This is a genomic window from Formosa sejongensis (assembly GCF_033447105.1).
Classification (GTDB): domain Bacteria; phylum Bacteroidota; class Bacteroidia; order Flavobacteriales; family Flavobacteriaceae; genus Formosa.
In genome coordinates, this window is the sequence record NZ_JAWQUN010000043.1 from 1 (window position 1) to 12,312 (window position 12,312).

At 34.9% G+C, this 12,312-nt stretch carries 9 protein-coding genes; 1 reads left to right on the top strand and 8 read right to left on the bottom strand.

Annotation, left to right across the window (positions count from 1 at the left end; translation table 11 throughout):
* Positions 1-145 precede the first annotated feature (145 nt).
* From R6X41_RS19540 to R6X41_RS19555, 4 genes are all read right to left on the bottom strand, one after another.
* Entirely contained in the window at positions 146-694 is a 549-nt protein-coding gene (locus R6X41_RS19540; protein ID WP_318502041.1) for an alkaline phosphatase family protein, read from the bottom strand.
* Entirely contained in the window at positions 691-1,056 is a 366-nt protein-coding gene (locus tag R6X41_RS19545; RefSeq protein ID WP_318502042.1) for a sulfatase-like hydrolase/transferase, read from the bottom strand. The genes R6X41_RS19540 and R6X41_RS19545 overlap by 4 nt, the downstream gene beginning before the upstream one ends.
* A gap of 74 nt (positions 1,057-1,130) precedes the next feature.
* Positions 1,131-2,681 (bottom strand): sulfatase-like hydrolase/transferase, encoded by a 1,551-nt coding sequence (locus R6X41_RS19550; RefSeq protein ID WP_318502043.1) that lies wholly within the window; start codon positions 2,679-2,681, stop codon positions 1,131-1,133.
* Between the two features lie 1,719 nt (positions 2,682-4,400).
* A complete protein-coding gene (locus tag R6X41_RS19555; RefSeq protein WP_318502044.1) occupies positions 4,401-7,145 on the bottom strand; it encodes a TonB-dependent receptor in 2,745 nt (914 codons plus the stop codon).
* 603 nt (positions 7,146-7,748) lie between these two features.
* Here R6X41_RS19555 and R6X41_RS19560 point away from each other — a divergent pair.
* A complete protein-coding gene (locus R6X41_RS19560; protein ID WP_318502045.1) occupies positions 7,749-8,576 on the top strand; it encodes a hypothetical protein in 828 nt (275 codons plus the stop codon).
* A 115-nt stretch (positions 8,577-8,691) separates the two neighbouring features.
* Here R6X41_RS19560 and R6X41_RS19565 read toward each other — a convergent pair whose 3' ends face one another.
* The 4 genes from R6X41_RS19565 to R6X41_RS19580 form a co-directional block, all read right to left on the bottom strand.
* Positions 8,692-8,856 carry a c-type heme family protein gene (locus R6X41_RS19565; protein WP_318502046.1) on the bottom strand — a complete coding sequence of 55 codons (165 nt, stop codon included), beginning with the start codon at positions 8,854-8,856 and terminating at the stop codon, positions 8,692-8,694.
* A 382-nt stretch (positions 8,857-9,238) separates the two neighbouring features.
* A complete protein-coding gene (locus R6X41_RS19570; protein ID WP_318502047.1) occupies positions 9,239-9,535 on the bottom strand; it encodes a hypothetical protein in 297 nt (98 codons plus the stop codon).
* A gap of 17 nt (positions 9,536-9,552) precedes the next feature.
* Positions 9,553-10,629, bottom strand: coding sequence for a cytochrome d ubiquinol oxidase subunit II (gene cydB, locus R6X41_RS19575; protein ID WP_318502048.1), 1,077 nt, complete (start codon positions 10,627-10,629; stop codon positions 9,553-9,555).
* Between the two features lie 2 nt (positions 10,630-10,631).
* Positions 10,632-11,963 carry a cytochrome ubiquinol oxidase subunit I gene (locus R6X41_RS19580; RefSeq protein WP_318502049.1) on the bottom strand — a complete coding sequence of 444 codons (1,332 nt, stop codon included), beginning with the start codon at positions 11,961-11,963 and terminating at the stop codon, positions 10,632-10,634.
* Between the last annotated feature and the right edge of the window lie 349 nt (positions 11,964-12,312).

The following is a 12,312-nucleotide window of genomic DNA, read 5'->3' on the forward strand; positions in this document are numbered from 1 at the left end:
CAATCGAGATATACTATGGCCATTGGATCTTTGTTCATTCATAAGGCTAAGGTAAAGTTTTTAGAAGCTAAAGCGAAATGCACTAAAGTACATAGTTTGAACTACCTTTGAGACCAATCAAATATTAAACATCTCATAAGTTTCGTTACTCCAAAATCACTTTAATCTGACTCCAACCGTCTACCGCATCATTTTGTTGGATTGCTCCTGCTGTGCTTCGTCCATCAAATATAATCTTTTTCAAAGCCTTTTTTAGTTCTGCTGCCTTTTTTGGATGCTCTGCTATTAGATTATTCATTTCACTAACATCTTCTTTAATATTATATAACTGCATAGCAGGTAAATCTAAATTTTCGGCTATAATATCTTTTGGTTTCGGATAACTCCAACCTCCAGACCCTGGACAAGCACTCAATTTCCAATCGCCTTGTTTAATGGCAAACGAACCATTTATAGAACTGTAAACAATATACTCACGAATGGCGTTATTACTCTCTCCTGTAATTAGTGGCAACATACTATAGCTATCTTCTGCTTCATCAGCTGCTAAATTATACCCTGTAATCTCTGCACAGGTTGCAAAGAAATCTGTTGTCCCTATGGTATTATTTGTAATGGTGTTTTTAGCTCCTTTATTTGGCCATTCTACGATAAAAGGCACATGATGTACGCCTTCAAAAATATCTGCTTTCACCCCCTAAACACATAACTCGGATCGTGATTTACTTCTGCTAATTCCTCTAAATTTGCCATCGGGGAACATCCATTATCACTCGTAAACACCAATAAAGTGTTTTCTGAAATCCCTTTAGCTTTAAGTGTTGCGCGTATTTGTCCCACAACATCGTCAACTTGCATCACGAAATCGCCATACGCATTCGTATTACTTCGCCCTAGAAACTCTGTCGTTGGTAAAATTGGTGTTGCTATTTTTCCTTCTGCATTAATTACGTGTACATCGCCATAGCCCATATCGTCTGCCAAGATATAAATAATATTAGGATGATTGGCCTTCGGTGTTGAATCTGCTTTTTTGTCTTGTGCAGTAAGTGACAAACAACACAATATAAAAATGCTATTGATGATGTAAATCGTATATTTTATAATGGTCTACTTTAACTCTAAAACGATTACTTAAGCGCCTCCTGATACATCACTTCCGTTTGCTGTCTTAAGGCTACCAAGGTTTCAGTATACTCTGGATTATTCACCAAATTATTTTGCTCTAACGGATCGTTTTCTAAATCGTATAATTCCTCAATACGAGGCGTGTGTTCGTAATACACAAAATACTTATAACGATCTGTTCGTACCCCATGACTACGATACGATTTATTGTTTTGGATTAGGGATGAATTAATTTCATCTACATCGTCTTTGTAGCGCTCTTGAAACATATCTACTAGAAAAAGATCTTCCATAAACACCGCATCACGCCATTCCGATTTATCTTGTGTTTGGTTTAATATGCCACTAAAATCCTGACCTTGCATACTTTCAGGAGCTTCAAACCCCGCAAGAGAGAGTATGGTTGGTGCCATATCTACCGATGATATAAGTGCATCTTCCCGATACCCTTGTTTATCAGAATCTACTCTTCCATCGTATACAATTAAGGGTGCTTTTACAGATTCTTCATATAATAAACATTTATCGAAAAGCCCGTGTGAACCTTGAAAACGCCCATTATCACTAGTATAAATAATGATAGTATTTTCTAGCATACCGTTATCTTTTAGCTTCGCCATTAAAAGCCCGACCTGATCGTCTACACTAAAGCCTTGTGTTGCAAAACGACGCACTAGTTTCTGATACAGTTCTGGTGTAGACGATCGCTGTTCGTGCAAATACACCCCACGAGCATTCTCTTGTACCACTTTTGGCAAATCTTCATTAGCGCCTTCTACCCAATTCTCTGGAACCGACATATCTTGATTCTTGAACTGCTCGAAATCGGGCATATACACATCGTTGTTATTATCATGCTTTACAGCATAGAAACTAACCGATAAACAAAAGGGCTGATCTTTAGGTTGTGTATCAATAAAACGTAACATCGCCTCTCCAGTACGTTTTGTTCGGCCTGAATTCTCACGACCTTCTTTATAAATATCATGGAGTTCTTTATCGGTTTCTGGCCAGATTACAAAGCCTTTTCTATCGTAAGCATCACTACCCGCAAAGAAATCAAAGGTGTTACCCATGTATTTTTTGTATTCCTTGTTCTTAGGCATACTTGGACGTGTCGCTTCTTCGGTTACGGTAAAACCAAACTTTCCTATAAAACCAGTGCGATATCCTTCTTTTTTGAGAATTGCAGGATAACTTTCTTCAAAATCGGATTGCGATAAGGTGTAATCTTCAGGTGCAACAAACCCGACTTTATGGTTGGAGTTAAATCGGCCCGTCATCATGGTTACACGACTCGGCATACAAATGGCAACAGCATAATAGGCTTTATCGAAGATGATGCCTTCTTCTGCTAATTTATCAATATTTGGGGTGTTGAATTCTGGTTTCCCATAACATCCCATATTATCCCAACGTTGATCGTCGGTCATCAGAAAAATGATGTTTGGTTGGTCTTGGGCAAGCGCAAAATATTGAATTGGACTAGCTAAAATAAAAAGTAAAAAGACGAGCTGTTTCGTGCGCTCTAATGCGCATTTATTCTGTTTCATATCGACAAGTATTTTCATAATAATTTATATCTATATATAAAGCATGCGTCCCAACACAAACTTATTATGTATTGGGTAAGCGTACTAAACAATATTATAAAATATTAATCTGAAGTCGTATAAATTAATGTGCAATGACTATGAACTATGGTGTTTTCTAAACAAAAGACTAGATTGGCCACTTTATGTGATGCTGAAATCGCAGATTCAACGGAGTTAAACGTGTTTAGTATGACGAACCTTTTATCTTGCCGTCACCTTGAATTTAGCTCAGGGTTTCTTTATTATGAAAGTCTTAGCTTGTTGTGTGATGCTGAAACGCGTTCAGCATGACGTGCTCATCAGCTTACCGTTATCATGAACTGGTATCAGGGTCTCATGATTCTAAATGGTAATCGAGCGGAGTCGAGATATCGTGTCCAAGGCTTTCATCTCCGCTCAAGCACCCTATAAAACATGATGTGATACTGAAATCGTAGTTTCAATGTAATTATGCATATTCTGTATGACGAAGCTTTTATCTTACCGTCAACATGATTTAGTTTAGAGTCTCATTATTATGAAAGTCTTAGCTTGTTGTGTGATGCTGAAACGCGTTCAGCATGACGTACTCATCATCTTACCGTCACCCTGAACTAGTTTCAGGATCTCAGGATTATAAATGGTAATCGAGCGGAGTCGAGATATGCTGTCTAAGGCTTTCTACTCCGCTCAAGCGCCCTATAAACATGATGTGATACTGAAATCGTCGATTCAACGTAGTAAAAAGTGTTTAGTATGACGAACCTTTCATCTTATCCTCACCCTGAATTTAGTTCAGGGTCTCATTATTATGAAAGTCTTAGCTCGTTGTGTGATACTGAAACGAGTTCAGTATGACGAAACTTTTATCTTATCGTCACCCTGAATTTATTTCAGGGTCTCAAGATTCCAAATGGTAATCGAGCGGAGTCGAGATATGCTGTATAAAGCTTTCGACTCCGCTCAAGCACCCTATAAACATGATATGATACTGAAATCGCAGATTCAACGTTATAAAACGAGTTCAGTATGACGTGCTCATCAGCTTACCGTCACCCTGAACTAGTTTCAGGGTCCCATGATTCTAAATGGTAATCGAGCGGAGTCGAGATATGCTGTATAAAGCTTTCGACTCCGCTCAAGCACCCTATAACATGATGTGATACTGAAATCGCAGATTCAACGGAGTTAAACACATTTAGTATGACGAACCTTTTATTTTAGCGTTACCCTGAATTTCGTTCAGGGTCTCAAGATTCCAAATGGTAATCGAGCGGAGTCGAGATATGCTGTCTAAGGCTTTCGACTCCGCTCAAGCACCCTATAAACATGATATGATACTGAAATCGCAGATTCAAACTAGTTAAACGTGTTTAGTATGACGAACCTTTTATCTTAGCGTTACCTTGTATTTCGTTCAGGGTCTCATTATTATGAAAGTCTTAGCTCGTTGTGTGATACTGAAACGAGTTCAGTATGACGTTCTCCTCATCTTACCGTCTCCCTAAATTTAGTTAAGATTCTCAGGATTCTAAATGGTAATCGAGCGGAGTCGAGAAATCGTGTCTAAGGCTTTCGACTCCGCTCAAGCGCCATATAAACATGATATGATACTGAAATCGCAGATTCAATGCCGTTATACATATTTAGTATGACGCTTCGATGTTGTTTTAGTTTCTACGTTTAAAGCTTTGTTCTCTATTTCTTTTTCGTTCCAAATCGCTCAAACTTATACAACAACGAAAACATAGCATAACGTTTTAAAACGGTGTTTTCGGTATCTGTAATAGTGGTTGGGGTTATGGTTCTATAGGTACTCTGGTTCTGATTTAATATATCGTAAACCTTCACCTTAAGTGTCATTTTATCTTCGTAAAAGCTATAGGCTAAACTCGTATTCCACAGGTAGAAATCTTTCTTAAATCCGCCAGAGATATTAGAGTTATAGGTGTATCCAAAATCATTACCAAACGTCCAGTTTTTAGGCCAATACGTGGTGGCTTCAACTCTAAAACTATGCATATTATTAGATGCCGAATTTATAGACTCGTTGTCGTAAGCGGTTTTATCGTAAGAATACGTATAAGATGGTCTTACGGTTAATACATCGCTGTATTCGTAACCAAATTCTATCGTGGGAGAAATTCTTACCGTTTTGGCAGCGTATTCTAAGCCATTGGTAAACCCACGATTTAAACTGTAATTAGAATTCAATCCCAATTCAAAATTATACTGATGTTCGTCTTTCTTAATCGTTTTATTCCAATTCCCTCCTAAAGCTGCATCGTAGGTTTTAAAGATATTAACATAAGTCGTGGTTTGCTTTCCGCTCTCGTCGTACACCGAAGTTGGCACAATATTTATATCGTAATACTTCATATTACTATAAATACTATAACCCGAACGTGTTTTATAATCGTAATCCTGAAATCCAGCTCTTAAATTATGATTTTTTTGAAGCCTTAAATCGGGATTACCGATAATGGTATTTAACGGATTTTCTAAATTGGCAACCTCTAAAAAGTAATCGGCGCGTGGCATCCAAAACCCACTATGGTAGCTTGCAAAAATTACTTTAGATTTAGAAAGCCTATAATTAAAATTAATATCGGCATCGGGAATCACAAAATTACGGTCTAAAGTGGTTTGTCTACTTAAATAATCTGAATAAAACTCGGCATCAATAAACCAAGTATTCAAAGACAAACTTAAATAATATTTTTTCTTCCGAAGTACCACCCCAACAGAGGGTGTAAGTTGCATTCTGGAAGATGTTGTATAATTAGTCATTAGCGCATTTACATTGGTATACGCATCTGTTGCTGTATCGTAATCGAATGTTTCTACATCGTCGGCAGTCGTTAATATGTAAGACGACAGACTAAATGTAAGACGTAAAGAGTCTGAAATGGGTTCTATATATCTAAACGATAACGAGTATTTGTCGTTAGCGTTATTAGTAATCGTATTTTGGTTACGTATATCGTCTTCGGCAGTATCATCGTAAAACAACGTAGCCGAATTCACCAAAGCATCGCCTTTACTATTCGAGTTTTCGTTTCTAAAACTTGTTGTAAAATAGCGCCCCTTTTTCTTTAACTGCTTATAAAACATTATATTATTATCGAAATTCGTATTATCTGTTTCGCTCGTATTTAACGCGTTACTTTCGTTAATTAAGACATTGTTTTCATTAACAGAGGATTCATTAAAATTCGAATAATTTTGTGTGCGCCCCTGTTTAAATTTAGGTTGTACTATTAACTTGGTAGTGGAATCTATATTGTATTCAAACTTTAAATTAGCGTCGTTCCCAGAAAAATCTGCTGTTGTTTTAGCTGTAGAATTAGACAGTATAGACCCTTCCGGCAGCACCGTATATCTGGAGGTTTTATTATCGTTTTCCGAATCGGAATTGGTAAATCGGTAATCTATTGTTGGGGTAAAGCCTTTAAACCATTCATCGGTATAATTTAAACCTATTAAATTAGATTTAATAATCCCTACTGGGCTCGAAGAATTTCCATTACTACCAGAAACAACCCGATAGCCCGAATTTCGTCCGCCGCCCATATTATCGAACACCTCGTCCATAGAAAACCCTGTCGCGTTAATATTGTTAGACGAGGCCAGAACACTTATCCGGCGTTTATTTTTAAAATAACTTATAAGTGCACTACTTTCGTAACGCTGGTCTGTACCTCCTCCGGCTAAAAACTTTCCAAAAACCCCTCTGTTTTTATCTTCTTCAATCGTTAAATTAATTGAAGCATTTTCTCCACTTCCTGCATCATCCGTAAATTCTTCTTCCTCGGTTTTCGTATCCGATACCTGTATCTTTTTTATGAGTTCTGAGGGTAAATTCTGTATGGCTATTTTACCATCTTCTCCAAAAAACGGCTGCCCATTAATAAGCACTTGGTTTACCGGCTTACCGTTAACGGTAATGTTTTTATTGGCATCTATCTCGACCCCTGGTAGTTGTTTTAATAACTCTTCTACATTAGAATCTGGTCGTACCTTAAAGGACGATGCCGTAAACTCTAAAGTATCTTTTTTTATCCGAATAGGCGGATCGGCCTGTATTACAACCTCGTCTAAAACACTGGCATGTTCCCCTAAAGCTATTGTACCAAAATTGGTAGACTCTTTTAAAGTTGAAAATGTTTTAGTGAATTCCTGATGCCCTTGGCTGTACACCTTAAAAATAACAGGCTGCGCGTGTGGTTTTGTTTCTAAAGTAAATAATCCGTTTTTATCGGAAATAGTATAATCTACCACCGAAGAATCTTTAGGCTGAATTAAATATACGGTTGCCGACTCGACTGCCAACTCTAAACTGTCGGTTACGACTTTTCCTTTTAATGTAATATGATTTTGTGAATAGGATACCGTGAATGAAAAGATAAAAAAGAGAAGTGCAATACAGGTTGATTTCAACATGTTTAGTTGGTTAGTTGGTTAGCAAAATACTAATCACAATACAATGTTAGCCAAAACAACCAATTATGTCTATAACTTAAAATTCAAACACTATAAATTATGAACCAATACGGCGCTACAGCCTAAAGAGACAACCAATAACAATAATTATATCTTAAATTCTATAATGTTAACAGTATAGGTAGCTTTATTGAAAAGGATAATATACTAGACTAAATTAAGACGTAATCACGCTATGTTGCCCAACTTTAAATACAATAAAAACAATGACATTATAAAACTTAATGTCTTGATAGATATTGTAAATACTACTATCCCAAATCAGCTTAACAGTTATGTTTTAAAACACAGTAACTAAACCAAAAAGTAATAGTAATCCCTGAGCGTCTATGATAATTTTTTACCTTTTTGACAACTTAATTTAGAATTGAATTTTAACATCAAATAAAAAGTTAAATACCTGATTTTTAGTTGAAAAATAGATATTTATATGTAATTTTAAGTCATGATATTATACTTTATCGTGCTTTAATTCTTTTACCTTTTTTACAGCACTATAATTGTTTCAAAAATCATATTTTAACCTTTTAAACCTGCTGTATCATGAAAGACATAGATAACTTAATTCGCGATAACCAAATCACTCCTCCTTTACAGGCAACTCCAGAATTTACAAATGAAGAAGATGCAGCGGCTAACAAAATATTCGATATTATTAAAAAGGCTGAACTAAACTTATTAATTCCAGAACGTTTTGAGACACCTAAAAACGAAATGAATATTGAATATGCTTCTCCTTCCCAAAAGCATATTACGCTTTCGTTTGAAAAGACTAGATCTAGTGAGCATCAAAAAAAAGTTTTAGACCATAAACTTGACTCGGATATTAGACCTAATATTCTTATTATGCATAAAATAAAAGTGCCATTAGGTTATATGCCCACAAAAGTAGTTTTTAGTTATCAAGTGTATACTGAAAATGAAGAGTCTGTACAAATTAATTTTAAAATTGGTCAGATCACTAAAAACATAAAATTGTCTTTAGATTCAAATACTGATGGCTTTAGTAAAACCATTCACGATACTAAAAACAACAGCCTTTTCGATGGTAATTTAGAAATTAATTTAAGTGATACGTTACACGGTCAGGAAGTTCCAATATCTTATTTGAATAAAGATAACGAGATTCCTTTTTCTATTTTTATTCGTGAGTCTAAACATCATTCCTTTCATATTTTAATAGGATGTGAAAAACAAAAATCGATACTTAAACATTGGCCTTTAAATACGTATCACCAAATTAAAAGAGGCTATAAAATTCAACGAGAAAAATATGAACGTAAATTCCGTGAACAATTAAAACAGTTTACAGAAGATGAAATTAATGATATTGTGATACCTTTCTCTGTTAGGAAAAAAATCATCTTATAATAATAGTATGGTACAGATACTATTTGCTATTTATTAAATGAATATAATTATGACTGTTAGAGCTAGATATATTTAGTTCTAACTGTCATAAATAAAGTGTATCTCTTACTATTGGTTATTTATCAAAAGCGATACTCCAAATCCCTCTAACTTCATTTTCGTTATAACCAATAGCTTTATCGTTTGAGTATAAATTTAGTACTTTATGTAATGTAGATTTCTCTGTGGTTTCATTTGTCTTAGCATGACATTGTAAACCCTTCCGATTTATATTATGCATCAATAGCGTCCTAATCGATTAGTCTCTTTTTCAAAAAAGATATACCGACGTTGATTTTATAGAATTACTTGTACTGAGGGAGGTACTTTTTCTATCCAAGTTGAATTTTGTTTTTTTTGTTGGCCTATCGAAAATTTATCGTAGAATTTGAAGAGAAAGTATCGCTAAATTTAAACCTGCCGGTAGTAGGTTTGATCTAAACGAATGTATCTACGTATCTGATTTTCAGCTGCGAGTTCTTTAAATTTAAATGGTGAACAAAAAATTTAGATAAAAGTTAGTAAGCCTAGATTTTTTTGGCATGGTTTATCCAGAGCGAAGCCGAAGGATCTTTTTATCAATGAAAAAAATGAACATTTAATAATATTTAGGACACGATTGACTATGCATTTAATTTAGTGTAAATCATTTTTACAATTACAAGTCCTAATGCTCCTCCTAATGCTGACACCATAACATTTACAATAAAAAGCGCACTGTGAAATGTTCCGTTGTCCATAATAGACCAAGGATCGAAACCCAATCTTCCGAAGGATTTTATCAGAAATACACTTCCAAAAACACCAATTAAAGTGTTTCCTGTAAAGCCAAATGAATATTTACTTTTAAAAAATCCAACTACGTTTGCAGCGATAATCCCTATGAAAATACTAATTAATGAAATTAAAGTACCCGTCATATCAGTATGATTTATAATTAATGTTCGCCGTAACCTATATCATCCATTTTTCCGTTAAAGACTTTATATTGAATAAACATATAAACCCCAACCAAAACGGCTGCAATGGGAAACCAATACAATCCGACAGTTAATCCGTATTCATGAGCCGCCACATTATACAATGTTAAATCTGGATTTATACTGTTGGTTGACGGCAATACTTTTGGAAAAATAGAAGCTACGGTTGATGTAAGTCCTCCGAATAAAAACAGTGAAGAAAACAAAAAACCCACACCATGTTTTTTAAAGGTTTTAACTTTAAACAATCCGAATAACCCTGTAAACGTAATTAACGGAAATATTAAAAACCAAGGCTTGTCTATAAAATTATGAAACGGATTCGGTTCGATAATATGCCAAACTAAAAGCGAAATAACCACTAAACCTACAAGAACAATATTTAGATTAAAAACCACTTTCTTTAGTTTTTCATTTAGATCTGAATTGGTTTTAAAAATAATCCAATTGGCACCATGTATTGCTAAAGATACAACACCTATTATACCCAATAATAATGTAAACCAATCTATAATACCTAGTTCTTCTGCATGCGGACTAAAGCTTGAATTCCAAAGAGGTAAAAAGAAATAGTGCGCTTCGTATGTAGAAACACCATCTACAACATTTCCTAAATTAACACCACGAACGATGTTTCCTAATGCCACTCCAAAAAAAAGGGCTAATAATAAGCTTGATATTCCAAAGGCTTTATCCCAAATCGCTTCCCACATGTGATTATGCACTTGTCCTCTTAATTCTAAACCTATGGCTCTAAAAATAAGGAGCCATAAAATCATCATTAAAGGCAAATAAAAGCCACTAAAAGAAGACGCATACAAGGTAGGAAATGCAAAAAATAATACACCTCCAACGGCAATAAGCCAAACTTCGTTCGCATCCCAAAACGGCCCAATTGCGCTTGTTATAGCTTTTTTATCTTTTTCAGTTTTAGCAAAAAATAAATGAATGATGCCAGCTCCAAAATCATAACCATCTAAAATTACATAAACAGCTAACATTGTCATTAAAACGATATACCAAAATAATTCCATAATTAGTGTTTATTTAGTTGTGGTCCTTTATTAATAATTTTTCCTGCAAGCATTAAAAACAACAAACCTAAGAGTATGTATAGGCCTATAAAACCAAGCAATGTAAATAAGGTATTCCCAGAAGATACTGTTGGCGATGCACCATCGGCAGTACGCAGTAAATCGTAAACTAACCAAGGCTGTCTTCCTAATTCTGCGGTGTACCAACCTGTAGTATTTGCGATGTATGGAAAAGGTAGCATTAACATAAGCGCCCAAAGAATCCATGTCGTTTTGTACAGTTTTTTCCTGAATAACTGTACAGCTGCAAGCAACATTAAGCCAATAAAAATGGTTCCTAAACCTACCATAATATGATAGGCATAATATAAACCAGGAATATTAGTGGGATGGACACTTTCATCAAATTCATTCAATCCTTTAATTTGTGCGTGCCATTTCTGATACGTTAAAAAACTCAACATATTTGGTACAGCTATTTTATTATCTAATTTTTTTTCTAATATATTAGGCTGACCAATAAGTACAATTTCAGAGCCACCATCTTCGGTTTCAAAAAGTCCTTCCATTGCTGCAAAGGTTACAGGTTGATGTTTCGCTACATTTTTTGCAACTAAATCTCCTGTTGGAAAAGCAACCAATAGACTAGAAATTAATCCGAAAATGACCCCTGTTTTCACAAATAACTTTCCGAATTCATGATGCTTATCATTCAGTAAATAAAAAGCTCCAATCGCAGCGACTACAAATGATGATGTCACTAAAGAAGCGGCTTGATTATGTAAATAAGAAGGCAATAACCACGGATTAGAAAATAGAGCACCAAAATTAGTAAGGACGAATTTTCCATTTTCTAAGATTTCATAACCTACAGGATATTGCATCCAAGAATGTGTAGCAATAATTAAATATCCACTCGCCCAAGACCCTAAAAAGACCAGAAAACCCGTTACAAAATGTAATTTATGACCTAATAGTTTTTCACCAAACATAAAGAGTCCTAAAAAGGACGACTCCAAAAAGAAGGAAAACATACCTTCCATTGCTAATGTTTGACCTATAATACCTCCTGTGAGTTCCGAAAACTTAGCCCAATTGGTACCAAACTGAAATTCCATTGGTATTCCTGTAACCACGCCCATCGCAAAATTTAGTGCAAAAATCTTCATCCAGAACTTAGCTGCATCGTTGTACTTGTCAATTTTTGTTCTTAGGAATTTCCACTTAAAATAGACAATCATTAAAGATAGACCCATGGTTAATTGTGGAAATAAGTAATGAAATGTAATGGTAAAAGCAAATTGCATTCTATCATAAAAAAGCATGTCTTCCATATCCTGAATTTAGATTATAAAAATACAAAGTACTCAGCAATTACTAGGTAACTTATATTACAAAAAGACATTAATTTATATACTTTTTTCAATTTAAATATTAGTGTCCATTTTTAAGCTTTTTATTCAATTACTATAACACAACAAACTTGTGTTAATCAATACATTATTCAATAAAAATTCAATTTAATGGACTTGTGATGTTACTGGAAATATCGTTGTTGTAATCGAGTAGGCAAAGGGATTTTCACCCTAAGCCTCTCACAGAACCGTGCTTGAAAGTCTCCCCTCACACGGCTCTTGTTGCACAAATCTAAGCAATAATGTTGATTTGTGAAAAGCTCCAATG